Origin of the sequence: Actinomadura kijaniata (assembly GCF_014138665.1) — a bacterium.
GTDB classification, from domain to species: Bacteria; Actinomycetota; Actinomycetes; order Streptosporangiales; family Streptosporangiaceae; genus Spirillospora; species Spirillospora kijaniata.
The window spans coordinates 379267-403448 of sequence record NZ_JACJIA010000008.1; the positions used below are offsets into that span (position 1 = coordinate 379267).

The 24182-nt window shown below is 72.5% G+C and carries 27 protein-coding genes and 1 pseudogene; 13 read left to right on the forward strand and 15 right to left on the reverse strand.

Features of this window, described 5'->3' with window-relative positions; all coding sequences use genetic code 11:
• The first annotated feature begins 42 nt into the window (after positions 1-42).
• Entirely contained in the window at positions 43-399 is a 357-nt protein-coding gene (locus tag HNR61_RS29325) for a winged helix-turn-helix transcriptional regulator (protein WP_182846395.1), read from the forward strand.
• On the opposite strand, the gene gdhA is transcribed toward HNR61_RS29325, so the two are convergent.
• From gdhA to HNR61_RS29340, 3 genes are all read right to left on the reverse strand, one after another.
• Positions 392-1714, reverse strand: a complete 1323-nt coding sequence (gdhA, locus tag HNR61_RS29330) for an NADP-specific glutamate dehydrogenase (protein WP_220509964.1) — start codon at positions 1712-1714, stop codon at positions 392-394. The genes HNR61_RS29325 and gdhA overlap by 8 nt on opposite strands.
• 73 nt (positions 1715-1787) lie before the next feature.
• Positions 1788-3116, reverse strand: coding sequence for an MFS transporter (locus tag HNR61_RS29335; protein ID WP_182846397.1), 1329 nt, complete (start codon positions 3114-3116; stop codon positions 1788-1790).
• 167 nt (positions 3117-3283) lie between these two features.
• Positions 3284-4174: an NAD(P)-dependent oxidoreductase gene (locus tag HNR61_RS29340; protein WP_182846398.1), complete on the reverse strand. Its 891-nt coding sequence runs from the start codon at positions 4172-4174 to the stop codon at positions 3284-3286.
• A 100-nt stretch (positions 4175-4274) separates the two neighbouring features.
• Here HNR61_RS29340 and HNR61_RS29345 point away from each other — a divergent pair, with 100 nt between their 5' ends.
• From HNR61_RS29345 to HNR61_RS29370, 6 genes are all read left to right on the forward strand, one after another.
• Entirely contained in the window at positions 4275-7280 is a 3006-nt protein-coding gene (locus HNR61_RS29345) for an AfsR/SARP family transcriptional regulator (protein WP_182846399.1), read from the forward strand.
• Positions 7281-7296: 16 nt separating this feature from the next.
• Positions 7297-7764: an RrF2 family transcriptional regulator gene (locus HNR61_RS29350; protein WP_182846400.1), complete on the forward strand. Its 468-nt coding sequence runs from the start codon at positions 7297-7299 to the stop codon at positions 7762-7764.
• A 74-nt stretch (positions 7765-7838) separates the two neighbouring features.
• A complete protein-coding gene (locus tag HNR61_RS29355; RefSeq protein WP_182846401.1) occupies positions 7839-8297 on the forward strand; it encodes a carboxymuconolactone decarboxylase family protein in 459 nt (152 codons plus the stop codon).
• A gap of 14 nt (positions 8298-8311) precedes the next feature.
• A complete protein-coding gene (locus HNR61_RS29360; protein ID WP_312898151.1) occupies positions 8312-8770 on the forward strand; it encodes a carboxymuconolactone decarboxylase family protein in 459 nt (152 codons plus the stop codon).
• 103 nt (positions 8771-8873) lie between these two features.
• Positions 8874-10334, forward strand: a complete 1461-nt coding sequence (locus tag HNR61_RS29365; protein WP_182846402.1) for an aldehyde dehydrogenase family protein — start codon at positions 8874-8876, stop codon at positions 10332-10334.
• A 127-nt stretch (positions 10335-10461) separates the two neighbouring features.
• Complete coding sequence (locus HNR61_RS29370; RefSeq protein WP_182846403.1) at positions 10462-11673, forward strand: serine hydrolase domain-containing protein; 1212 nt, start codon at positions 10462-10464, stop codon at positions 11671-11673.
• 21 nt (positions 11674-11694) lie between these two features.
• Here HNR61_RS29370 and HNR61_RS29375 read toward each other — a convergent pair whose 3' ends face one another.
• Positions 11695-12465 carry a MerR family transcriptional regulator gene (locus HNR61_RS29375; protein ID WP_182846404.1) on the reverse strand — a complete coding sequence of 257 codons (771 nt, stop codon included), beginning with the start codon at positions 12463-12465 and terminating at the stop codon, positions 11695-11697.
• A gap of 190 nt (positions 12466-12655) precedes the next feature.
• On the opposite strand from HNR61_RS29375, the pseudogene HNR61_RS50535 reads away from it, so the two are divergent.
• Together HNR61_RS50535 and HNR61_RS48345 are read left to right on the forward strand one after the other, a co-directional pair.
• Positions 12656-12916: pseudogene (locus HNR61_RS50535) on the forward strand (alcohol dehydrogenase catalytic domain-containing protein); the annotation flags it as partial.
• Positions 12917-13389: 473 nt separating this feature from the next.
• On the forward strand, positions 13390-13569 hold the full coding sequence (locus HNR61_RS48345; RefSeq protein ID WP_246443887.1) for a zinc-binding dehydrogenase: 180 nt from the start codon (positions 13390-13392) through the stop codon (positions 13567-13569).
• Between the two features lie 10 nt (positions 13570-13579).
• Here the strand turns inward: HNR61_RS48345 and HNR61_RS29385 are convergent, their stop codons facing one another.
• The 6 genes from HNR61_RS29385 to HNR61_RS29410 form a co-directional block, all read right to left on the reverse strand.
• Positions 13580-14008 carry a hypothetical protein gene (locus HNR61_RS29385; protein WP_182846405.1) on the reverse strand — a complete coding sequence of 143 codons (429 nt, stop codon included), beginning with the start codon at positions 14006-14008 and terminating at the stop codon, positions 13580-13582.
• A 21-nt stretch (positions 14009-14029) separates the two neighbouring features.
• Positions 14030-14248 carry a DUF397 domain-containing protein gene (locus HNR61_RS29390; protein ID WP_182846406.1) on the reverse strand — a complete coding sequence of 73 codons (219 nt, stop codon included), beginning with the start codon at positions 14246-14248 and terminating at the stop codon, positions 14030-14032.
• Entirely contained in the window at positions 14241-14429 is a 189-nt protein-coding gene (locus HNR61_RS29395) for a hypothetical protein (protein ID WP_182846407.1), read from the reverse strand. Before HNR61_RS29395 ends, HNR61_RS29390 begins: the two co-directional genes overlap by 8 nt.
• Positions 14430-14673: 244 nt before the next feature.
• Positions 14674-15534 carry a helix-turn-helix domain-containing protein gene (locus HNR61_RS29400; RefSeq protein ID WP_182846408.1) on the reverse strand — a complete coding sequence of 287 codons (861 nt, stop codon included), beginning with the start codon at positions 15532-15534 and terminating at the stop codon, positions 14674-14676.
• 6 nt (positions 15535-15540) lie between these two features.
• A complete protein-coding gene (locus HNR61_RS29405; protein ID WP_182846409.1) occupies positions 15541-16023 on the reverse strand; it encodes a DUF6879 family protein in 483 nt (160 codons plus the stop codon).
• 4 nt (positions 16024-16027) lie between these two features.
• Positions 16028-16345 carry a hypothetical protein gene (locus HNR61_RS29410; protein WP_182846410.1) on the reverse strand — a complete coding sequence of 106 codons (318 nt, stop codon included), beginning with the start codon at positions 16343-16345 and terminating at the stop codon, positions 16028-16030.
• A 237-nt stretch (positions 16346-16582) separates the two neighbouring features.
• Here HNR61_RS29410 and HNR61_RS29415 point away from each other — a divergent pair, with 237 nt between their 5' ends.
• On the forward strand, positions 16583-17113 hold the full coding sequence (locus tag HNR61_RS29415; RefSeq protein WP_182846411.1) for a DUF6879 family protein: 531 nt from the start codon (positions 16583-16585) through the stop codon (positions 17111-17113).
• A 199-nt stretch (positions 17114-17312) separates the two neighbouring features.
• Here HNR61_RS29415 and HNR61_RS29420 read toward each other — a convergent pair whose 3' ends face one another.
• Genes HNR61_RS29420 through HNR61_RS29430 form a run of 3 tightly spaced genes read right to left on the reverse strand, consistent with a single transcriptional unit; the run spans position 17313 to position 18204 of the window.
• A complete protein-coding gene (locus HNR61_RS29420; protein ID WP_182846412.1) occupies positions 17313-17606 on the reverse strand; it encodes a hypothetical protein in 294 nt (97 codons plus the stop codon).
• Positions 17603-17806 (reverse strand): hypothetical protein, encoded by a 204-nt coding sequence (locus HNR61_RS29425; RefSeq protein WP_182846413.1) that lies wholly within the window; start codon positions 17804-17806, stop codon positions 17603-17605. The genes HNR61_RS29420 and HNR61_RS29425 overlap by 4 nt, the downstream gene beginning before the upstream one ends.
• On the reverse strand, positions 17803-18204 hold the full coding sequence (locus HNR61_RS29430; RefSeq protein WP_182846414.1) for an ATP-binding protein: 402 nt from the start codon (positions 18202-18204) through the stop codon (positions 17803-17805). The genes HNR61_RS29425 and HNR61_RS29430 overlap by 4 nt, the downstream gene beginning before the upstream one ends.
• 154 nt (positions 18205-18358) lie before the next feature.
• Between HNR61_RS29430 and HNR61_RS29435 the strand changes: the two genes are divergently transcribed.
• Together HNR61_RS29435 and HNR61_RS29440 are read left to right on the forward strand one after the other, a co-directional pair.
• Entirely contained in the window at positions 18359-19186 is an 828-nt protein-coding gene (locus HNR61_RS29435) for a helix-turn-helix domain-containing protein (protein WP_182846415.1), read from the forward strand.
• On the forward strand, positions 19177-19362 hold the full coding sequence (locus HNR61_RS29440) for a DUF397 domain-containing protein (RefSeq protein WP_182846416.1): 186 nt from the start codon (positions 19177-19179) through the stop codon (positions 19360-19362). The genes HNR61_RS29435 and HNR61_RS29440 overlap by 10 nt, the downstream gene beginning before the upstream one ends.
• A gap of 208 nt (positions 19363-19570) precedes the next feature.
• Here the strand turns inward: HNR61_RS29440 and HNR61_RS29445 are convergent, their stop codons facing one another.
• Both HNR61_RS29445 and HNR61_RS29450 read right to left on the reverse strand, forming a co-directional pair.
• Positions 19571-20662: a CU044_5270 family protein gene (locus HNR61_RS29445; RefSeq protein ID WP_182846417.1), complete on the reverse strand. Its 1092-nt coding sequence runs from the start codon at positions 20660-20662 to the stop codon at positions 19571-19573.
• Positions 20655-21257 (reverse strand): RNA polymerase sigma factor, encoded by a 603-nt coding sequence (locus tag HNR61_RS29450; protein ID WP_312898152.1) that lies wholly within the window; start codon positions 21255-21257, stop codon positions 20655-20657. The genes HNR61_RS29445 and HNR61_RS29450 overlap by 8 nt, the downstream gene beginning before the upstream one ends.
• Before the next feature lie 285 nt (positions 21258-21542).
• On the opposite strand from HNR61_RS29450, the gene HNR61_RS49450 reads away from it, so the two are divergent.
• The gene (locus tag HNR61_RS49450; protein ID WP_182846418.1) at positions 21543-24182 is read left to right on the forward strand and encodes a helix-turn-helix transcriptional regulator; all 2640 of its coding nucleotides are present in this window, start codon (positions 21543-21545) and stop codon (positions 24180-24182) included.

Sequence of the window (24182 nt, forward strand, 5' to 3'; positions counted from 1 at the left end):
AGGGGATGGTTTCCGATCGGATACCCCGTCTACGGTGGGCGCATGACCGAGCCGTTGGATCCCGACATGTTCGACCCGGTGTGCCCGTCGCGGCTCGTGCCGCTGCGGTTCGGGGACAAGTGGGCGGGGATGGTCGTGCGCTGCCTGGAGGGCGGGCCCCGGAGGTTCTCGGAGCTGCGGGTGCCGTTGCGCGGGGTCACGGCGAAGGCCCTGACCAAGTCGCTGCGCGGGCTGGAACGCGACGGGTACGTCGTGCGGAACGCGCACGGGCGGCGGGTGGAGTACGCGCTGACGCCGCTCGGCCGCAGCCTCCTCGGCCCGCTCAACGCGTTGTGCGAGTGGGCCGAGGACCACTGGGACGAGATGCTCGACGCCCGCGAGGCCGCCGACGTCAGGTGAGGCCCTGGGCGAGCATCGCGTCGGCGACGCGCTCGAAGCCCGCGATGTTCGCGCCGGCCACGTAGTCGCCGGGGGCGCCGTACCGCTCGGCGGTCTGCGCGACGGTGGCGTGGATGTCGTTCATGATCTGCGCGAGCTTTGCGGTGACCTGCGCGAACGTCCAGTTCTCGCGGGCGGCGTTCTGCTGCATCTCCAGCGCGCTGACCGCGACGCCGCCCGCGTTGGCGGCCTTGCCGGGGCCGAACGCCACCCCCGCGTCCTGGAACAGGTGGATCGCCTCGGGGGTCGTCGGCATGTTCGCGCCCTCGGCGACGGCCATGACGCCGTTGCGGACGAGGGTGAGCGCGGCGTCGGCGTCGAGCTCGTTCTGCGTCGCGCACGGCAGCGCGACGTCGGCGGGCACGTCCCAGACCCGGCCGCCGGGCACGTAGGTCGCCGACGCGCCCCGGCGTTCGGCGTAGTCGGCGACGCGGCCGCGTTCGGCCAGCTTGACCTGCTTGAGCAGGTCCAGGTCGATGCCCTTCTCGTCGACGACGTACCCGGCGGAGTCGGAGACGGTGAGCACGTGCGCGCCGAGGTCGCGGGCCTTCTCGACGGCGTGCACCGCGACGTTGCCGGACCCGGAGACGATCACCTGCCGGCCTTCCAGGTCCTCGCCCCGGACGCCCAGCATCGCGCGGGTGAACAGGACCGTCCCGTAGCCGGTCGCCTCGGCGCGGCCCGCCGAGCCGCCCCAGCCCTCGCCCTTGCCGGTGAGCGCGCCCGCCTCCCAGCGTCCGGTGACGCGGCGGTACTGGCCGAACAGGTAGCCCAGCTCGCGGACGCCCACGCCGATGTCCCCGGCCGGGACGTCGGTGTGCTCCCCGAGGTGCCGGTACAGCTCGGTCATGAACGACTGGCAGAACCGCATCACCTCGGCGGCCGAGCGGCCGCGCGGGTCGAAGTCGCTGCCGCCCTTGCCGCCGCCGATGTTCAGGCCGGTCAGCGCGTTCTTGAAGATCTGCTCGAAGCCGAGGAACTTCACGATGCCGAGGTTCACCGACGGGTGGAAGCGCAGGCCGCCCTTGTAGGGGCCGAGCGCGCCGTTGAACTCGACGCGGAAGCCGCGGTTGACGTGGACCGCGCCGGAGTCGTCCTGCCAGGGGACGCGGAAGAGGACCTGGCGTTCGGGCTCGGCGAGGCGGTCGACCACGTCGGCGAGCTCGGGGCGGGCGGCGACCACCGGGGCCAGGGACTCCAGGACCTCGCGGACCGCCTGGTGGAACTCGGGCTCGCCCGGGTCGCGGCGCAGGATCCGCTGGTACAGCGCCTCCAGTGCGTCGGCGGCGGCGGCCGGGACCGGGCGGCGGTAGGACAGCGTCACGGTGTTCCCTTCGTTGGCTGTGGGTTCATACGCGAACGGCCGTGCGGCCGTTCACCCGGAGGACGAGGACCAGCAGCGCCAGCGCGAGCGCCAGCGGTACCGCGAGGCCGTGTCCCGGCGCGGACAGCGCCGTTCCGGTGGCGGCGACGCCGAGGACGCCGCCGAGTTCCTGGACGGTGCCGAGCAGGCCCGACGCCTGGCCGGAGGAGCCGGGGGCGACGCGGGCGAGGGCCGTCGAGATCAGCGGGGCCATCGTGAGGCCCATCCCGGCCCCGGCCAGCAGCAGGCCGGGCGGGAGGTGGAACGGGTCGCCGGCGGCGGGCAGCAGCGCCAGACCGGCCGCGAGCACCAGCGCGCCGAGGGCCGGGGCGCGGCGTTCGGGCAGGCGGCGGGCGAGCGGGGCCGCCAGCACGAAGCCCGCGTTGAGCGCCGTGAAGATCAGCCCGGCGGTCAGCGGGGAGAGGCCGTGCCGGTCCTGGAGGGCCAGCGACAACGCGAACGACAGGCCCGCCGACGTCGCGAACAGCAGCGCCACGGCGGCCAGTCCCGCCGCGAACCCGCCGTCGCGCAGCAGCGCCAGCTCCAGCAGCGGGTCGGCGGCGCGGCGCTGCCGCGCCGCGAACGCGGCCAGGGCGGGCGCGGCCAGCAGGGCGAGGGGCCACCACTCCGGCGCGGTGAACGGCAGCACCGCCAGCGCCAGGCCCGCCGCCAGGAGCGCCGCGCCGGGCAGGTCGAGCGGCCGGGCCGTGCCGAACGACTCGGGCACCGCCCGCCGCAGCCCCAGCAACGCCGCCACCCCGACCGGGACGTTCACCAGGAAGCAGGTCCGCCAGCCCGGCCCGGTGGCGATCAGCAGTCCCCCGAGCGCCTGCCCGCTCACCCCGGCCAGCCCCACCGCCGTCCCGTACCAGCCGAAGGCGCGCGTTCGTTCCGCGCCCGGGTACAGCGTTCCGAGCAGGGCCAGGACCTGCGGGGCCAGCAGGGCGGCGGCGACGCCCTGCGCGGTGCGGGCCGCGACGAGCGCGGCGCCGGTCGGGGCCAGCCCGCACGCCGCCGACGCCGCGGTGAACAGCGCCAGCCCGATCCCGAAGACGCGCCGCCGCCCGTAGCGGTCGCCCAGCCGCCCCGCCACCACCAGGAACGCGGCGTAGGCCAGCCCGTAGGAGGCGGCGGTCAGCTGCGTCAGGCTCGGGCCGAGGCCCAGGTCGCGGCGGGCGGACGGCAGCGCGACGTTGACGATGAAGAAGTCCAGCGTCGTCATGAACACGGCGGACAGCAGCAGCGGCAACGCCCACCGGGAACGCGCCGCCCCGGCGACGGGCACGGGCACGGCGAGGGGAAGGGCGATCGTCATGGGGGCTCCTCTGGCGCGGTGGATCCCAGCTTCGGAAGGGGGCGTTGGGATTCGGTTCCGGCCGGGTTGCGTACTGTTCGGAACCCCGTTGTGACGGGTGGGGTTGCGGGGGCACCTGTGTTTCCCCCGGTCCCCGGGCGCGTCCGGGGACCGGGGGGTTGGGCAGGTCAGCCCTGCGGCTTGCGGATCGCTTCGTAGACCGAGCCGAGACCGGTCTCCTCGCCGATCTCGTGCACCGGACGCCAGAACAGGTCGCGCAGCGCCTTCGGGACGGTCGTGTCCACCCCGGCGTCCTCGTTGGTCTCGACGATGTGGTCCATGCCGACCGCCTGCATCCGCAGCGTGTTCTCCGCGTACTCGTACTCGCCGGTCTCGATCTCCCGGGTGAGGTGGCCGACGAAGCCCATCGGGCCGTCCCCGGCGAGGTCGGTCAGCATCTTGGCGGTGAACCGCCGGAGCGACCCCGGCTTCGCCCCGTAGCCAGCGAGCATCGCCACCGAGTGCATGTAGGAGGTCAGCGTGGACCAGAACACGTACAGCTCGGCCTGGTAGAACGCCATCGCCAGACCGTGGTCCGCGCCCTGGTGCACCGGCTCGGCGAGGACGGCGAGCGTCGCGCGGTGCTCATCCAGGGCCGACTCGGGGCCGCTGTAGTGGACGTAGGCGCCGGGCTGGCCGATGCCGGGCGGTGGAACCATGATCCCGCCGGTGAGGAGGGTGGCGCCGTGCCGTTCGGCCCAGGTGGCGGCCTCGCGCAGTTCGGTGGGGGAGCCGGAGCTGAGGTTGACCAGGACCCGGCCGCGCAGCGCGTCGCCCGGGTCGCCGAACGAGGCGTACATCGCCTTGTAGTCGGTCTGGCTGATGACCGTCACGTCGGCGGCGGCCGCGGCCCCGGCGGCGGACGGGGCGAGCGTCGCGCCCTGGGCGACCAGGGCGTCGGCCTTGCTCGCGGTGCGGTTCCACACGGTGACGGGGTGGCCCGCCTTCAGGAACGTCTCGGCCATCGTCGCGCCCATCGGGCCGAGGCCGACCACCGCGACGTGCTTCTTCTCTGACATGGTGTGCTCCTCGCTGTCGGGATGGCTCCACCTTCGGCCGGGGCGCTACGGGGGTCCTTCGGATCGGCTACGGGCGCGCCACGGCGGTTAGGCTGGCGCGGTGCGTTTCGGGGTGCTGGGGCCGCTGGCGGTCTGGACGGTCGGGGGCTCGCCGGTCGCGGTGCGCGAGGCGAAGGTGCGGGCGCTGCTGGCCGACCTGCTGATCACGCCGGGCCGGCCGGTGTCGGTGGACCGCCTGGTCGAGGATCTGTGGGGCGACCGGCCGCCGCGCAACCCGGTCGGGACGCTCCAGGCGCGGGTGTCGCAGCTGCGGTCGGCGCTCGGCGACCGGTCCCTGGTCGTGGCGCGGCCGCCGGGGTACGCGCTGGACGTCGATCCGGAGGCGGTGGACGCGGGACGGTTCGCGGCGCTGGTCGCGCGGGCGCGCGGGGCCGAGGACCCGGGGGCGCGGGCGGGGCTGCTGGCGGAGGCGCTGGGGCTGTGGCGGGGGCCCGCGTTCGCGGACTTCGCGGACCTGCCGTTCGCGCAGCCGGTGATCGCGCACCTGGAGGAGCAGCGGCTGACGGCGCTGGAGGAGCACGCCGAGGCCCGGCTCGAACTGGGCGAGCACGCCGTGCTGGCCGACGAGCTGGCCGGGGCCGTCGCGCGGCATCCGCTGCGGGAGCGCCTGCGCGCCGCGCACCTGCTCGCGCTGTACCGGGCGGGGCGGCAGAGCGAGGCGCTGGCGGGCTACGCCGACGTCCGGGAGCGGCTGGCCGAGGAGCTCGGGCTCGATCCGGGGCCCGAACTGGCCGCGCTGCACCAGGCGATCCTGGAGCAGTCGCCGTCGCTGGCCCCGCCGCGGCGGGCGCGCGGCAACCTGCCCGCCGTGTCCGGGGAGCTGATCGGGCGGGACGAGGAGGTCGCCGGGACCCGCGCGCTGCTGGACGCCGAACGCCTGGTCACGCTCACCGGGCCGGGCGGGGTCGGCAAGACGCGGCTGGCGCTGGAGGTCGCGGCGGGGCTGGCGTTCCCCGACGGGGTGTGGCTGGTGGAGCTGGCCGCGTCGAACGCCGAGCCCGTCGAGGTGGTCGCCGCGACGCTGGGGGTGCGCGACGGCTCGGCGCGGGGGCTCGGCGACGCGCTGCGCGACCAGCGGACGCTGCTGGTGCTGGACAACTGCGAGCACGTGGTCGACGAGGTCGCCGAGCTGGCGGAACGGCTGCTGGCCGCCGCGCCGGGGCTGCGGATCCTCGCGACCTCGCAGGAGCCGCTGGGGGTCTCCGCCGAGCACGTCCGGGCCGTGCGCCCGCTGCACCTGCCGGGGGCCGACATCGCGCCGGAGACGCTGCGGACCTACAGCGCGGTGCGGCTGTTCGTGGCGCGGGCCGCCGCCGCGTCGCCGGGGTTCGCGCTGGACGCCGAGACCGCCGCGCCCGTCGCGGCGATCTGCCGCCGGCTGGACGGGCTGCCGCTCGCGCTGGAGCTGGCCGCGACGCGGGTGCGCGCGCTCGGCGTGCACGAGCTGGCCGCGCGGCTCGACGACCGGTTCCGGCTGCTGAACGCGGGCAAGCGCGGCGGCCCGGCCCGGCAGCGCACCCTCCGCGCGATGATCGACTGGAGCTGGGAGCCGCTGCCCGAGCCCGAGCGCGCGGCGCTGCGGCGGCTGGCGGTGCACGCCGACGGCTGCACGCTCGACGCCGCCGAGGCGGTGAGCGGGGCCGACCTGGAGGTGCTGCCGCGGCTGGTGGACCGTTCGCTGGTGGCGCGGGCGGACGGGCGGTACCGGCTGCTGGAGTCGGTGGCGGCGTACTGCCTGGAGCGGCTGCGCGAGGCCGGGGAGGAGGACGAGTACCGGCGCCGCCACGCGCGCTACTACACCGGGCTCGCCGAACGCGCCCTCCTGCACGGCCCCGAGCAGCGCGACTGGCTGACGTGCCTGGACCGTGAGGCCGCCAACCTGCGCCTCGCGCTGGAGCACGGCGACGAGCCGCTGCGGCTGGCGAACGCGCTGGGCTGGTACTGGTATCTGCGGGGACGGTTCCACGAGGCGCGCCGTTCCCTGGCGCACGCGCTGACGCGGCCGGGCGGCTCGGCCACCGAACGCGCGGTGGCCGGGGCCTGGCACGCCGGGATGACGATTTCCCTGGGCATCGGCGACCCGGAGGAGCTGACGCGGGCGGCGCTGGCGGCGTTCCCGGCGGGCGGGGACCCGCTGCCCCGCGCGCGGGCGCAGTGGTCGCTGACGTTCCTGCACTGGCACTACGGCGACCTGGCCGCCAACGAGGCGCGGACGCGCGAGTGCCTGGAGACGTTCCGCGCGTGCGGGGACCGCTGGGGCGAGGCCGCCGCGCTCGTCGTCCTCGCCAAGATCGTCATCATGCACGGTGACCTGGCCATGCTGCGCGACCACGGGGAACGCGCGCTGGCGCTGTTCACCGGGCTCGGCGACGACTGGGGGCGGCAGGAGGCGACCGACGCGCTCTCCCGGCACGCCGAGACGGTCGGCGACCTGGAGCGGGCCGTCCGGCTGCGGCGCGAGGAGCTGCGGATCGCCGAGGAGCTGGGGCTGTGGACGGACGTGTCGTTCAAGCTGTCGCACCTCGGCCGGCTGGCGCTGCTGCGCGGCGATCTCGACCAGGCCCACGACCTGCATGAACGCGCCCTGAAGCTGGGGGTGGCGCATTCGGGCAAGACCGCCGAGGAGTTCGCGGCGGTCGGGCTGGCGCTGGTGGCGCGGCGGCGGGGCGACCTGGACGCCGCCGAGGCGCTGCTGCGGCCCTGGCTGGAGTGGCTGCGGTCGGTGGACGGGACGGCGGGGACGGCGTTCACGCTGGCGGAGCTGGGGTTCGTCGCCGAGCAGCGCGGGGACGGGAAGGCGGCGCTCGACCTGCACTCCGAGGGGCTGCGGGCCGCCGAGGCGACCGGTGACCCGCGCGCGGTGGCGCTGGCGAAGGAGGGGCTGGCCGGGGCGTACTCCCTGCTGGGGGACCTGGCGCGGGCCGCCGCGCTGCTGGCGGAGGCGACCGCGCTGCGGGAGGGGACGGGCGCACCGCTGCCGCCCGCCGAGCGCGGCGACGTCGACCGGATCCGCGCCCGGCTTGCGCCGGCCAATCTAGACATCTAACATCTAGGTTATGCGGATGAGCGAGGGAGTCGAGTGGGCGGCGCACGTCTGCCTGCTCCTCGACTGGCTGGACGACGGCAGGCCGGTCTCGACGGCCCGGCTGGCGGCCGCCCACGACCTTCCCGCGCCGTATCTGAACAAGCAGCTCCAGGCCCTGGTCAAGGCGGGCGTCGCCACCTCGACCGCGGGGGCCCGGGGCGGCTTCCGGCTGGCCCGGCCGCTGGAGAAGATCACGTTGATGGACGTCGTCACGGCGATCGAGGGGCCCGACCCCGCCTTCCAGTGCACCGAGATCCGGCAGCGCGGGCTCGGCGCGACGGCGCCCGCGTCGATGTTCGACTCCCCCTGCCAGATCAACGCGGCGTTCCGCCGGGCCGAGACCGCCTGGCGCCGCGCCCTGGCCGAACAGACCCTCGCCGACATCCGGGACCAGGTCGCCCGCGCCGCCCCCGACCTCCCCGAGCGGTACCGCGCGCGGGTCTGATCTCCGCTCCCCGACCACCCGGGCCCTTCGCGGGCCCTCAAACTGGACATTGAATATCCAGTTAGGAGACCGTGATGCAGAAACGGATGACCACCTTCGCCACCCACGCCGCCGACGCCTACAAGGGCTTCCTCGCCGTCGAGGGGTTCCTGCACGGCGGCGTTCTCCCGGACGCGCTCCTGCACCTGCTCAAGCTGCGGGTCAGCCAGATCAACGGCTGCGCGTACTGCGTGGACATGCACGCCCACGACCTGAGGAAGGCGGGCGAGAGCGACGAGCGGCTGTGGTCGCTGGCCGCCTGGCGCGAGGCCCCGTTCTACACCGACGAGGAGCGCGCGGCGCTGGCGCTGGCCGAGGCCGCCACCCGCATCGCCGACAACCCGGGCGGCGTCCCCGACGAGATCTGGGACGAGGCCGCCGACCACTTCGACGAGAAGCAGCTCGCCGCGCTGATCGCCGCCATCGCCAACATCAACGCCTGGAACCGCATCAACGTCATCCTGCGCAACCCGGCGGGTTCCCACCGCCCCTGAGAGAGGAGAACACCGTGTCGATCCGTATGGCGAACATCCCCGAGCTGATCGGGGAGGGCTACCAGGGGTTCGCGAGCGTCGACAGGTTCCTGCACCGCAGCGAGCTGCCGGACGCGATCGTGCACCTGGTGAAGCTGCGGGCCAGCCAGATCAACGGCTGCGCCCTGTGCGTGGACATGCACTCCCACGACGCCAAGACGGAGGGGGAGACCGACGAGCGGCTGTGGTCGGTCGCCGCCTGGCGCGAGGCCCCGTTCTACACCGACCGGGAGCGCGCCGCGCTGGCGCTGACCGAGGCCGCCACCCGCATCGCCGACAACCCGGACGGCGTCCCCGACGACGTGTGGAACGAGGCCGCCGAGCACTTCGACGAGAAGCAGCTCGCCGCGCTGATCGCCGCCATCGCCCTCATCAACGCCTGGAACCGCATCGGCGTCACCGCCCACATCCCGGCCGGGTTCTACCGGCTCTGACCGCGACCCGCCGCCCGTTCTTTCCGCCCAGCGGAAAGAACGGGCGCGGCGGTGCCGGTGCGGGCCACAGGCTGTGGGGAGGACGACCCTCGTGAGGAGACCCATGGCCATCCACCGTGAGCTGCTGATCGGCGGCAAGGACGTGCCCGCCCGTTCCGGACGGCGGGCGCGGGACGTCTCCCCCGCGACCGGCGAGGTGTACGCGACCGTCGCGGCGGCCGGGCCCGAGGACGTCACGGCGGCGGTGGACGCGGCCGCGGCGGCGTTCGAGGAGTGGGCGGCGCTGTCCCCGTTCGCCCGCCGCGCGCTCTTCCTGCGGGCCGCCGACCTGCTGGAGGAGCGCGCCGAGCAGGCGATCGCGCTGATGGCGGCCGAGGTCGGCGGGACCCGCCCGTGGGCCGGGTTCAACGTGATGCTGGCGGCGAACATGCTCCGCGAGGCCGCCGCCGCGATCACCGCGCCGCGCGGGGAGGTGCTGACCGCGCAGCAGGAGGGCGTCCTCGGGCTGGCGGTGCGCGAGCCGGTGGGCGTGGTGGCGGCGTTCTCCCCGTGGAACGCCCCGATCATCCTGGGCGTCCGCTCGGTGGCCGCCGCGCTGGCCGCCGGGAACACGGTCGTGATGAAGCCCAGCGAGGACGCGCCGCTCGCGTGCGGGCTGTTCGTCGCCGACGTGCTGCGCGACGCGGGCCTGCCGGACGGCGTGCTGAACGTGGTCACCAACGACCCGGCCGACGCCGCCGAGGTCGCCGAGGCGCTGATCGCCGACCCGCGCGTGCGGGCGGTGAACTTCACCGGCTCCACCGAGGTCGGGCGGATCATCGGCGTGCACGCCGCCCGGCACCTGAAGCCCGCGCTGCTGGAGCTGGGCGGCAAGAACGCGATCATCGTGCTGGACGACGCGGACGTGGACTACGCGGTGGACGCGGCGACGTTCGGCGTGTTCATGAACGCCGGGCAGATCTGCATGTCGGGCGACCGGATCCTGGTGCACGAGTCGCTGGCGGAGGAGTTCACCCGAAGGTTCGCGGCGAAGGTCGCCGCGCTGCCGTCCGGCGACCCCACCGAGCCCACGACGGTGATCGGCCCGCTGGTCTCCCCGGCCGCCGCGCGCCGGGTCGCCGCGCTGGTGAAGGACGCGGTGGACAGGGGCGCGACGGTCGTGACGGGCGGCGGCGGGCCCGCCGGGGCGGTGCACCCGGCGACGGTGCTGGCGGACGTCCCGCCGGAGGCCGACCTGTACCGGGGCGAGGCGTTCGGGCCGGTGTGCGTGGTGGACACGTTCGCGACCGACGACGAGGCGGTGGCCAAGGCCAACGACACCGAACACGGCCTCACCGCGGGGATCATCACCGAGAACGGCACCCACGGGCTGCGGGTGGCGCGCCGGCTGAAGACCGGGATCGTGCACGTCAACGACCAGTCGGTGGGCGACGAGCCGCAGGCGCCGTTCGGCGGCTTCAAGGCGTCGGGCTACGGCCGCTTCGGGGGGCGCTGGGGCCTGGAGGCGTTCTCGAACACGCGCTGGCTGACGCTGGCGACCCAGCGGGCGCACTACCCGTTCTGAGCGCGCCGCCCGCGGAACGTCCTCGATCGCGACCGGTGTTGACCTTGACCTCGGGTCAGGGTCCACGATCATCGCATGGCCGCCGGGAAGGGGCCGATGACCACCTGACGCGAGATGAGGAACGACCATGGGCGAGTCCCCCCACACCGTCACCAGCAGGATCCCGCGGCGGGCGGCGGTCACGATGGTGACGGCCGCGCTGCTGGCCGGGGTGACCGCGCCCGGAGTCGCCGCCGACACCAGGGCCGCCGGGCAGGACCGCCCGGAGCTGCGGAAGGCCACGCAGGCGTTCGTCGACGCCGGGTTCACCGGGGTGCAGGTGCGCGTGAACGACGAGCGGGGCGAGTGGGTCGGCAGCGCCGGGGTGCGCAAGCTGGGCAGCGCCGCGAAGCCGCCGGCCGACGGGCGGTTCTGGGCGGGCAGCAACGTCAAGACGTTCGTCGCGACCCTGGTGCTGCAACTGGTGGCCGAGGGCGGGATCGGGCTGGACACCCCGGTCGCCGACCACCTGCCCGAGTTCGGCCTGGACCGGCGGATCACCGTGCGGATGCTGCTCCAGCACACCAGCGGCCTGTTCAACTACACCGGCGGCTTCGGCCCCGACGGGAAGTGGGTGCCGGGCATCCCCGCCGCGGGCAAGGAGTGGCTGGACAACCGCTTCCGCAGCTACAGGCCCGAGGAGCTGGTGCGGTTCGCGCTGTCCAAGGGGCCGGCCTTCGCGCCGGGGGCGAACCAGGACTACTCCAACACCAACTACACGCTGGCCATGCTGCTGGTCGAGAAGGTCACCGGCCGCTCCTACGCCGAGGAGATGAAGCGGCGCATCCTGCGGCCGCTCGGGCTGACGGGCACCGTGGTGCCGGGTCACCGGACGCGGCTCCCCGGTCCGCACTCCCACGGCTACTACCGCTACCAGGACGCCACCGGCCGGTGGAAGGTCGTCGACATCAGCCGCCAGAACCTCTCCCTGCTGGCCGGCGCCGGTGACCTGGTCTCGACCACCCGGGACCTGCACCGGTTCTTCTCCGCGCTGAACGGCGGCAGGCTCCTGCCGTCCAAGCTGCTGACCGAGATGCGCACGCCGCACCCGAAGATGGGCTACGGCCTCGGGATGTTCGTGCAGAACCTGGGCCCGGGCTGCGCTCCCGTCGTCCGCCACAACGGCAGCCCCCCGCACGGCTACGGCGCGCTGATGTACAGCTCGCTCGACGGCAGGAAGACCGTGACCGGCGCGGTGACCTGGGTGGACGAGGCCACCAGGGGCCCGGCGAAGGACTTCGAGAAGCTGGCGGACGACCTCGTCAAGCAGGTGTTCTGCGAGGGGCGGACGGCGGGCTGAGGCCGTTCGCGGCCGGCGTCGCTACCGGGGGACGTCGACGCCGGCCGCGCGCAGGTTCGCCTCGACCAGCGCGTTCAACCGGACCAGGGCCGGTGAGTCGGCCCGGTGGCGGTTGACCGTGGCGTACCGGGCGGCGGCGTCGGACCGGGCCGTGAAACCGGCCGGCATCGCCAGCCGCTCGCGGTCGGCCAGCACCCTGCCCGCCAGCCCGGACGCCAGCTCCGGGAGCCGCGGGTCATCGGGGTCCCAGGACGCCGCCGCCCAGCCGCGCTTGGTCAGCTCGATCCACTCGGGGTCGTCGAGCCAGTGCTCCAGCCGGGTCACGAAGACCTCGAAGATCTCCGGGACCAGGGCCCGGGTCAGCACCAGGGCCTCGCGCTGGGCGTCCACGTAGTCGGCCTGGAAGTCCAGCCCGGCGAGCCGGTCCAGGACCGCGCAGGCCCGTTCGGGCAGCAGGACCCGGTCGCCGTGGGCGAGCCGGTGCAGCGTGTCGCGGCGCGCGACCAGGTCCTCGATCCGTTCGGTGAGCCGCCGCCCGACGTCGTCCAGGGCGGCGGCGAACCGCTCGGGGCCGGCGTCGAGCAGGTCGCCGATCTCCGCCAGCGGCACCCCCGCCTCCGCCAGGGTCCGGACCTGGACCAGCCGCAGCAGGTCGGTCGACCGGTAACGCCGGTAGCCGGAGCCGTCGCGTTCGGGCTCGGGGACCAGGCCGAGCCGGTGGTAGTGCCGCACCGTCTTGATCGTGACCCCGACGAACCTCGCCGCCTGCCCGATCGTGAGCCCCTCGGCCATCGCCCCGGCAACCTCCTGAACGTGCGCGGCCGCGTGCGTGCGGGCCGCCGAGAACCACCGACCGCCGAGGCTACCGGCCATGCCGCCGCGGATCTCCGCCGGGAAGGAGATAAACAAGCAGATAGTTTTTTAATAGACTATCTGCTAGTGTCGTTGCTGTCGCCACGCCCCCTCACCTCCGGGAGACACCATGTCCACGCGCGCCCTCATCGTCGACCCGTCCGCTCACGACAGCATCGGCTTCGGGGAGGTCGCCGACCCCGTCGCCGGTCCCGGACAGGTGCTCGTCGAGGTCCGGCACGCCTCGCTCAACTACGCGGACCTCAACAACGCGAGCAACGGACGCCTCCCGGCCGGGGCGGCGCTGGGCCTCGACGCGGCCGGGATCGTCGTGCGGAAGGCGGCGGACGGCTCCGGCCCGGCCGCCGGGACCCGCGTCGTTCTGTTCGCGGACGGCGCGTTCGCGGAGCGGGTGGCCGTCGACGCGGCGTCGGTGGCCGAGGTCCCGGACGGCGTCGGGCTCGCCGAGGCGGCGGCGCTGCCGACGGCGGGCCTGGCCGCGCTCCGCTCGCTGCGGACCGCCGCGGTCGCCCCCGGCAAGCGCGTGCTGGTGACCGGCGCCTCGGGCGGCGTGGGGCGGTACGCCGTGCGGCTCGCCGCCCACGCCGGGGCGCACGTCATCGCCTCGGTCGGCTCCCCCGCGCGCGGCGACGGCCTGGCCCGCCTGGGCGCCGACGAGGTGGTCGTGGGCCTGGAGGACGTCAAGGAGCCCGTCGACATCGTCGTGGAGACGGTCGGCGGCCCCCAGTTGGTCACGGCCTGGGGCTGCTCGCCCCCGGCGGCAGCCTCCAGTCCGTCGGATGGGCCTCGGGGGAACCGGCCGTCTTCCCGCCCTACGCGACGGTCGGCCCGCCCAAGACGCTCGTGTCCTACGTCAACGAGTTCGCGGCCGCCGCCGACCTGGCCGAGCTGGTGCGGCTCACGGCCGACGGCGTCCTGGCACCCGAGATCGGCTGGCGCGGCCCGTGGGAGAACTTCGCCGAGGCGACCGACGCGCTGCGCGGCCGCCGCGTCACGGGCAAGGCGGTCTTCGACCTCGGCTGAGCCGCCCGGCTCACCGATGACACTGCTCCACCGTGCCGACCAAGGCGAGATGCAGGTGAACCGCCCCGCCCAGCCAGAACCCCCAGCACAGGTCGTTGCCACACCGCAGGTCATACAGCGCACGACCGAACCGGACCTCGTCAGGGACCACGTGCGCCTCGCCGCTCTGGTCCCTGACCGGCTCCCACCACGACCGCAGCCACCGAACGCCGTCCTCGGGAGTCGCGGCGACGTGCCGGATCGTACGCGCGGGTTTCCGCAGCCAGTCCCGCAGCAGCTTCGGCGCGTACTCGGTGGACAGATCCTGACGCGCCGGCTCGTCCCCGTACTCCTGACCGTCCATCCGGGACGAGTGGCAATGCCAGTGCAGCCCCATGGCCCTCCAGACCGTCGGCTCACCGCCACGCCAGGCGTCATAGTCGAAACGCGGAACACCCATCCAATGCCCCCGTGCTCGCGATCAGATGTCGAACTCTCCGGCCTTCACACCTCGGACGAACCCCCGCCACTCGTGCGGGGTGAACACCGAGACGAGCCCGGTCTTGGAGTCGCGAAGCGCGACCGTGCCGCCGGTCGCGACGTCGGCGAGATTGGTGGCGACCTCCACGCATCCACACCCGGAGTCCTCGCCGTTGCACAAGCTGCTGGCCCTGAACACGTACCTGTTCGACTCAGCCATCCCGGATCTCCTCCCCTTGGCCCTCCGCATGCAGCGCTGCGAGGTTCTGTTCGGCGTAATCGCTGATCAGGGCGACGGTGCTCGGAAGCAGCCCGTGCCGTCTCATCGCCTCCTCATAAGCGGCCTTGACCACCTCGGCCGCCAGCCGCATCGCCAACGCCCTCTCCGGCGAGGCGGTCACCTCCGTCTCCCCGGGTCGGCCCGAAGCGCGTACGCGATGGCCCGCACCACCGGCTCCGCCCGCAACCCCGGCCGGGTCTCGGTGATCACCTGCCGCAGCACCTCCAGAAGAGCACCGCGCTGATGGGAGGGCAACGGCCGACCGGCCGCACCCGCCACACGCCGTGACCTGTCGAAGCTCATACGCCGGACGCTACGAGCCTGCTGGAAACCCCCTCAACGAGGTTGCCCAACGTTGCCCCTGGCTAGGCGAGGGCAGCCAGGGCATCGGCGATCAGCGCGCGGGCGCGCCGACCGAAAACGGCGGCCTTGACCGAGGTCGAGAACTGCCGCACGTAGGCTTCGACCTCCTTCGGCTGGGTGAGCTTCAGATAGCCGGAGACGAGTTCGACCGATACTTGCTCGTCGTCGAAGATGACGAACCCTTCGGTGGGCCTCGCCTGGATCCGGTCGGCGTCCAGAGGGACGATCCCCAGCGACACCGCTGGAAGCTCCATCACTTCGAGAAGATGGCCGAGTTGTTCGGCGTGCGCGGCCGGTCCGGTGAGACGGTAACGAAGCACGGCCTCTTCAAGGATGAAGACGAAGCGCCTCTGCCCCTCTCTCAGGATTCGCTGCCGGTCCACTCTCTCCGCCACGGCTGCGGCCACGTCATCGATGTGGACGCCCTGCCGTAGACGTACCTGTTCCAACGTCGTGGTCAGGAACGCCGCAGTCTGGATCAGTCCCGGGAACGTCCTCGACTGATAGGAGCGAATGAGAGTCGCCTGCTCGTAGATCGGCCTGACCGACTGTTGCGCCTGTCTGAGCCCTGCCCGGTTGAGCCGCTGGTAGCTGGTCCACATCCCGGCCACCGAACGCTGCTCCGCGAGCAACTCCTCTGTTCGCCGCTCAGAGACACCGCAGACCCTGCACCACGTTCTGACGTCCTCAGCCGAGACCGGCCGGGTGCCGTGCTCGATCTTGCTGACCTTGGAGTTGCCGTGCCAGCCCGCACGCCGGGCGAGTTCCTTGGCGGTCAGGCCCGCGCTCTGGCGGATCTCCCGGAGTTGGTCGGCCAGTGCCTGACGAGCCCGCTGAGCGCTGGAGGAGGAAGAGGATGGCACGGGTGATCAGTCGAACGTGTAGTCCTCGTGGTCGGTGGCGAGGTCCCACGCCGCCGCGAAGGCCGAGGAGCACAGTGCGACCACATCCGGGTCGTCACTGAACTGGTGCCCCACCACGTTTCCGTCTCCGTCGAAGATGGAGAAGCGCACGCGTCGAGCATCGAAGACCCAAAAGGGGTTCCCAGGAAGCGCCAGTGTGGAGGCGAGCGGTCGCGGGAGCCAGCGAACGGTTTCCCCAGCCGCGATGTTGTGCTCAGCCGTGATGCTGTACTCCCAGCGCACATAATCGTTCACCGGTTCGGAAACGATCCGGACGCGTCGCACCTGTACGCCCCGCTTCACCGCATCACGCACGGCCGTCTGGAACGCGCCGCCGACCGTCACCTCTGGCTGCGGGCGGCTCTCCTTCCACGCCGTGAACCGGGGGTCGTCGGTGATGTGCCAGTCATGGATCTCCAGATGGACCGCCGAAGTCGTGCACTCCGCCATCAGTTCAGCGAAGCTCGGCTTGCGCTCGTCGCGTCCGTACGTCCTCAGCCGGGCGGGGGTGGTTCTCGGGCGTGAAGCGTCGCCTGCCACGCTCGTGGTGCCCACTGGCCGCCTCCATGATGATCTGCGCCATTGCGGCGGGAAGCCGTACGACCGACTCCGTGTCCTTGAGCCGGCTGTCGGAGTTGATCCACGCCAAGGTGTCGGGCTCGGTGACCGTCTCCCCCTGAAAGTAGAAGTCCCCGGTCTCGGAATCCACCCATACGGCCGGACAGTCGTCATCCGGGTTTCCTGGATCGACACCCACGAAATCCAGTGCCATGCCGCACTCCCCAGCGAGCCGGTTGCCTGAGGTTGCCCTCCGGCAGCCTCCGCCGTCGCGTGGAAGGCGTCAAGACGAGGTTCGAAAGTCGAAACAATCCGTCGCCCTGACGCAATGGGGCCCGGCCTCGCGGGCCACTGCCGGGTCACCATGAGGCCAGCCGTCCCGGAAGAGCGCCCGCCGAGGCTACAGGTCGTGGTTCCGTTGCGGATCTTCATTGAGAGGACTCAGATCTTGGTGCCCGACCAACCGGGCCGCCGCCGTCGAGGACACGGCGTTCCGGCCTTCGCCGAGCTGCTGGCCAACACCAGACGATCAGCCGTGCATCTGGAGATGCGGGATTTCTACCGGCCCTCGCCGGGGTTCGACGACTGGAAGGCCGGTGGATCGGGCCGTACCGACCGTTCCAAGTGGGTCTCGCTGGTCGAGGAGGCCGTGGCTCGGGGGGTGAGGATGCGGCGGGCGCGTGTCGTGAGCGAACCGGTCTCGGACTACGTTCGCTGGCTGCACATGGTCACGGACGTGAACATCAAGGCGGGAGAGGAGGTCCGCTGGCTGCCGCGCCGTCAGGCATGGGATCTGATGCTTCCCGGTGCGGACTTCTGGATGTTCGACCAACGTCTCGTGCGGTTCCACTTCGACGCGGGCGACGGAACGATGCTGGAGGAGTACGAGTTCGTGTCCGACCCACGCAGGGTCGCCCAGGTCGTCGCGGCGTTCGAGATGGTGTGGGAACGAGCCGTCCCACACGAGGAATACCGCCTCTGAACGTCGGGCTACAGGTCGTGCGTGCCGTTGCGGACCTCAGTGAGAGGGCGCGGAAGACAGAGTGAGGGAGGAGGGTAGCGGGCCCTGCGCGTCCTTGGAGTCACGCACGCCGATGATCCAACGGGCCGCTGCTCCGCCGACGCGGCGTGTCACCGCCACCAAGTTCGTTCCGTGGACGAGGTCTGGGCCCCACCCCTGTTCATCGTGGTTGAGGGGTCGACAGTGCCTTGGCCAGGGCTCGCGCTGCCCGGTTCGTGTCGGTTGCGGGGAACAGGCCCAACGAGCAAGCGAACCAGCCGTCGAACGCGAAGATCTCGGTCACGTTCTGGACCCGCCCGTCCAGGTAGGCCAACCTCATGTGCGGCGCGACCGCTGGTGGGGTGTAGATCGCTGCGTACAACGGCCGGTCGATCTCCCGGAACTCCCTGATCAGGGAGACCAGGCGCAGGGTCTCGCCCTCCTCATCCCACTCGTGGAACTCGTCGCCGCTCACGCCGTACGCCCCTCGAACCTGCGCGCGACCCTCGCGAACGCGTCGGGGTCGGCCCCGGCGAGGTGTTCGACCAGCCCGTCCGCCGTGGAGGAGCTGATCAGCATGAACCCGGCCGCGCGCCACACCCCGCGCTCGTACCAGATGTCCCAGCCGGGGAACCACTCGCGCAGGACAGCCAGCAGGGCGTTGGCGGGACTCACTTCACGACCTCCCGCAGTACGGCGTACACGGCCTTCCCGCCGGACGCCAGGGGCCGGTATCCCCACCGGTCCGCGAGTTCGCTGACGATCGCCAATCCCCGCCCCGAGAACGAGTCGAGGGTCAGCGGCAGGGCTCGCGGTTCGGCGTCGCTCGGGTCGCGAACCTCCGCGACCGGTCCGGCGTCGGACAGGTACATGCGGACGGAGATCGCGTCCCCCGGCGCGCTGCCGTGGCGGTGGGCATTTGTGACGAGTTCATTAACCACGAGAAGTCCGACCTGAACCGCCATGTGATCGACGCCCTTGCATTCGAGCCAACTCCGTGCGAAGTCACGAGCGGCCTTGATCGCCTCCGGAGTGGAGGTGATCAGCAGAATTGACGGGTCGGTGGTCGCCACCGGTGGGGGTGAGGTGATCATTGCCGCTGCCTCGGTCTCGTCGCGTTCCGTGACGGGTGATGCACTTCAATCCAGGCATCGCGCGGCATAGCATCGCCACGTGAGGCGACCGGTCCGCGCGCAGCACATGCGGGTGGCTGGCAACGTCTGACCGTTGGCTGACGTCGACTATCGGAGGTTCCAGGCCGTGGGAAATCCCCCGAAGACCACGGAGTCGATCAACTTCGGCCGTGAAGTCAGGCAGCGGAGAAAGCGCGCGAAGATCTCCCAGCAGGAACTCGCCGACCGATTGAGCGTCGTGCGGTCCTACATCTCCCAGGTGGAGACGGGCGCCGCCCAGTGCAGGGAAGACTTCGCCCAGCGCATGGATTCAGCGCTCAACACGGGAACCGAGATCCACGAGGCTTGGAAAGAGTTCATCGAGCCGCTTCACGAAGATGACGTCATCCCGCAGTATTTTGCGGATTTCGAGAAGGCCGAGCAGAAGGCCAATGAAATCCGGGCCTACGAAGCCTATCGAGTCCACGGCCTGCTACAGACGCAGTCCTACGCACGCGTGCTGCTCAATGACGAAGACGCGCTCGCCAGGCGGATCAAACGCCAAGAGTGGCTGGCCCGCAACCCCGCCCCACTTCTCTGCGCGGTGCTGGACGAGAGCATTCTCTATCGCCAGATCGGCACTCCGGAGGTCATGCGCGAACAACTGCAATACCTAGTCGAGGTGTCGGAGCGGGAGAACATAAAGCTCCAGGTGGCCCCGGTCTCCTGGTATCGCGGCGTGCGAGGCTCTTTCATCATTGCTACACTCCCCAACCGGCAGGAGGTCATGTACGCCACTCATCAGTTTGGCGGGGCGATGACGCACGAGCCGTTCCATATAGAACGGGCGGCAAGAACCATGGCCACCCTCCAAGCCGAAGCCCTCAATGTCAAGGACACGCGGGCGCTGATTCGAAAGGTGATTGAGGAACGATGGACCTGAGAAGCGCCCCGTGGCGAAAGGCATCCCGCAGTCACGAGGAGGGCGACGCCTGCATCGAGGTTGCCTCAGCGCCCGGCATCGTCGCTATTCGCGACAGTAAGAATCCTGATGGCTCTGAGGTCATTATCGACCATGAGGAAGCTCGAACATTTTCCCGAATCATCAAGAGTCTGTAGAGGAAAGAGCGTCCCTCGTTCCGGGGGCGCTCTTGTGTTTTCGGGGCCCACATCCCGTCCCGGGCGGCACCTTGAACCACGCACCGTCTTCCCGGCGTGGGTGCGGCCCTCTTGGAGGGACCTCGGCGAGCTGGCGCTGCCACCGCAGGTGGTCGATTTCCTCGACCACCTGCGGGCGCTCAGGGTCGACAAGCGCGGTGGTGCGGGGTCAGCCTCGCGGTGGCGGGGTGTCGGTCCAGCCGATGGACTCGTAGGCCGTGGAGGTGACCAGTTGGCGGCGGCTCCCGGTCGTGTGGTCCTGCCAGGCCAGCAGGTGGCTGGTCTTCGGGTCGACGATCAGACGCCGGGTGACCCCGCTCATCTCGTCGGCCCCGGTCGCGGCCCGTCCGCCGGGCAGGTCCACGGCCGGCCCCGGACGGCCGAGGGGGTCGCGGGCGCGGCCCTCGTAGCGCAGTCCGGGCAGCGAGGCGATCAGCCGGTACGCCGCGCCGCGCGTGCGGGGCGGCGCGGGCAGGCGCAGCAGGACCGACGTCTCCAGGAAGACCGTCTCCGCCTCGGACGGTCCGTTCTCACGCGGTGCGCGCCCGGTGTCGACCGCCTGTTTCCGACCGCGCAGGATGAGGGTTCGCAGCCCCTGCGGGTCGGCCGGGAGCCTTTGCAGTTCCGCCAGGGTCACGGGTTCGCCCATGAACCTGAAACCGCCGCGCCCCCGCTGCGACCGGACGACAGGCTGCCGCCGGTCGGGCTTGGCCTTGAGGCGCATGCCGTTGCCGATCGGCCAGTCGGAGGGGGATCCGGCCCGCTGCCACGCCGCCCGGTCGGCGGGCGTGGCCGGGCCCGCGCCGAGTTCCCGGACGGAGATCACCGCGCTGTCGGGGTTCCGCGTCGGCGTCCACAACTCGGTGATGCGGCGGTCCTCGATGACGTACCGCTCGCCGTTCCTGCCGCGCGCCCAGTACTGCCGGGTCTCCCGGAAGCGCTGGTGCCAGAACGCGCCCGAGCGCACCAGGTCCCGTTCGGCGCGTTCGGCCGCCGCGATCAGGAGCATCTGCGGCGAGGGCGGGCCGGTGGGCCGTTCGGGCTTCTCGTCGCCGAGCGGCACCACCGCCACGGAGGCCGCAGCACCGGCCGCGACCAGCACACCGAGTCCCAGGGAACGGCGGCGCGTCCAGATCCGGCGGGCACGCGCCCGGGACGACGGCGCGTGGAACTCGGCGAACACCCGCTCGGTCTGCCGCTCGCCCAGCGGCTCGACGGGGACGGCCGAACGGAACCGTCGCAGTTCGGTCATCTCATCCATGGTCGGTCTCCTTGCCGAGTGCGTCGCGCAGCTTCCCGCGCGCCCGGTTCATGCGCGAACGAACGGTCCCTATCGGGATCTTCAGGGCCGTGGCGGCCTCCTCGTAGCTCAGCTCGGCCCAGGCGATGAGCAACACCACGTCGCGTTGCGCGGCCGGAAGGCGGCCCAGGGCGGCGGCGAGAGCGGTGGAACCCGCGCTGACCTGGGCGTCCACCTGGTCGGCGAACGACTCGGTCACCGGGTCGATGCCCGTGCGGGCCAGGTTGCGGTACAGGCGCACCTCGGCGCGGCGGTGCATGCCGACCAGGTTGGTGGCGATGCCGTACAGCCACGGCCGGGCGCTGGCGCGGCCGGTGTCGAAGCTGTCGCGACGCCGGAACGCGTTCAGGAACGTGTCGGCCGTGATGTCGTCGGCGACGTCGGGGCCGAGCCGCCGGGCCACGTACCGCCTGATCTCCGGCGCGTACCGCCGGAACAGCACAGCGAACGCCTCGGGCTCCCGCAGGGAGCGCTGGATGACCGCGGCGTCCTCCTCGTCGGGCGCGGCGGGCGGGGAGAGCATGTGCGGGGAGGCGGCGGGGATCTGCTCGATCACCGTGCTCCTCTCTGCGCGGTGGGGGAGATGTCACCCGCTTCTATGCCACGGTCGCCCCGCGAGTTCCGCTCTTCCGCATCGAAGATCGCACCAGGCCCCGCGAACTCCCGCCCAGCGCACGACCCACAACAGCGTCAGCCCGCACGCAATGACCTACGGGCGCGGTCATGATCGTTCTGGCTGCTGTGGGACGGAAGGTCGTCGCGAAGGGAGATCCGCGCACGTGGGGTCGTTCCTTGTGGTGGGAACGGCCCCACGATCTCGGGGTGGTGGACAATTCCGTCCATGCTTCATGGGCGGGGGAAAGAGCTCGCGGCGATCGACGCGTTGCTGGACGGGTCCGGCGGGGCCCTGGTGGTGCGGGGTCCGGCCGGGGTCGGGAAGTCGGCGTTGCTGGAGTACGCGGCGGGCCGGGGAACGCGCGTCCTGCGGGCCATCGGGAACGAGGCCGAGCAGGGGCTCGCGTTCGCGGCGTTGCATCAACTGTTGTGGCCGGTCAGCGAGCACGTTGATGCTCTGCCGGGGCCCCAGCGGGACGCGGTGCGCGGGGTGCTGGGGCTTGCGGCGCCCGTTGAGGACGCGCGGTTTCTCGTGTCGGCCGGGGTCGTGAGCCTGCTGGAGGAGGCCGCCGGGGACGGCGGGCTGGTGTGCCTGGTCGACGACTTCCAGTGGCTCGATCGGGCGTCGGCCGACGCGTTGGTGTTCGCGGCGCGGCGGCTCCGTGAGGTTCCGGTGGCGATGTTCATCGCCGTTCGGGGAGACGTTCTCGTTGGTGGGTTGTCTGAGCTGGTGGTCGGCGGGCTGGACGCCGACGGGGCCCGGGGCGTGCTGGGTGAGGGCGTTCCGGCCCATGTTGTGGAGCGGCTCGTTGAACTGACCGGTGGGAATCCTCTCGCGTTGGAAGAGGCCGCGAAGGTTCTGGGGGCGGAGCGGCTCGCCGGGCGGGTGCCGTTGCCCGATCCGTTGCCGGTGGGAGCTGAGATTTACCGGGAGCAGGTCTCCGTGCTGTCGGCGGACGCGCGGAAGCTGTTGCTGGTCGCCGCCGCCGAGGGGCGCGGGGACGTCGATGTCGTGCTGCGGGCGGCGGACGTTCCGGTGGGCGCGTTGGAGGAGGCCGAGGCCAGCGGGCTCGTGCGGGTGGAGGGCGCGGCGCTGCGGTTCCGGCATCCGCTGGTGCGGTCCGCCGTGTACGGCGCTGTCGAGGCTGCGGAACAGCGGCGGGCTCACGCGGCGCTGGCCGGCGTTCTCGACGATCCGGATCGGCGGGCCTGGCATCGGGCCTCGTCGGTCTATGCGCGGGACGAGAGCGTCGCCGCCGAGCTGGCCGGGGTCGGGGAACGCGCCAGGGAGCGCAGCGGGTACGGCGACGCGGCCTCGGCGTTCGCGCGGGCCGCCGAGCTGACGCCCGAACGCGGAACGCGGGCGCGGCGGCTCATCGACGCGGCGACGGCGGCGTGGCTGGGCGGGCGGCCGGGGCAGGCGCAGAGCTGCCTGGCCGAGGCGCGGGAGCTGGCCGGAGACGAGCTGACGCGGGCCGAGGCCGAACGGCTGCGCGGCCGGTTCGAGCTGAACTCCGGGGACGTCGCCGAGGCGCAGCGGATCTTCCTTGCGGCCGCGCGGCCGCAGCTTCCGGCGGAGCTGGTGGTGGGGCTGCTGGCGGACGCGGCGGAGGCCGCGTCGGTGCACGGGGACGTCGCCGCCATCGTGGGGACCGGGGAACGCGCCGAGGCGTACGGCGGCTCCTTCCACCGGAGCATGCTCGTCGGGATCGCCGCCATGTTGCGGGGCGACGCCGAACGCGGCGCGGCCGTCCTGCGGCAGGGTCTCCGGGACGCCGATCCGGAGGAGGCCGCCGACTTCCTGTGGGCGACGGCGGCGGCGAGCTATCTCGGTGAGGCCGACACGGCGGCGAGGCTGGCGGTGGACGCGGGGCGGGTCGCGCGGGTGTCGGGGCTGGCCGGGCAGCTTCCCGTGGTGCTGGAGTACGTCGCGACCGCCGAACGTATCGACGGCCGCCTCGCCGACAGCGCCGCCGTCTCGGAGGAGGGCCTGATGCTGGCGCGCGAGGCCGGCTACACCAACTCCGTCGCCGCCCATCTGGCCAACCTCGCCGCCGTCGCGGCCGTGCGGGGGCGGGAGGAGGAGTGCGAGCGGTACGCGCGGGAGGCACTGGCCATCGCCATCCCGCACCGGATCGGGCTGCGGGTCAGCGTCGCGCGGTACGCGCTCGGCCTGCTGGACCTGGGCCTCGGGCGGTTCGCGGCGGCGCACTCGAAGTTCGCGGTGATGGTCGCGGCCGGGCCCGGGGCGGGGCACCCGACGACGGTGTGGCGGTCGACGCCGGACCGGGTGGAGGCCGCCGTGGGGTGCGGGGAGACCGGCGCGGCGGAGGAGGCCGTCGAGCGGTACGAGCGGTGGGCAGCGAACGCCCGCAGCGACGAGGCGCGGGCGCTGCTCGCCCGGTGCCTGGCGCTGGTGGCGGAGGGAGAGGCCGCGTTGCCGATGTTCGAGGAGGCGATGCGGCTGCACGAGGGGGGCTCCGCGTTCGAGCGGGCGCGGACCGCGCTGCTGTACGGCGAACGGCTGCGGCGCGCCCATCGGGCTGGGGACGCGCGGCACCCGCTGCGGACGGCGGCGGAGACGTTCGGGCGGCTCGGCGCCGCCCCCTGGGAGAGGCGCGCGCGGGAGGAGCTCCGCGCCGCCGGGGAGTCGGCCGATCCGAGGCCCGACGCGCGCGACGACCTCACCCCGCAGGAGCGGCGCATCGCGGCGCTGGTGGCCGAGGGCGCGACGAACAAGGAGGTCGCCGCCCGGCTGTTCCTCAGCACCCGGACCGTCGAGTACCACCTGTACAAGATCTATCCGAAGCTCGGGGTGTCCTCCCGTACCGAGCTGGCCCGGTACTGGTCCGGTGGTCCCCAGTAG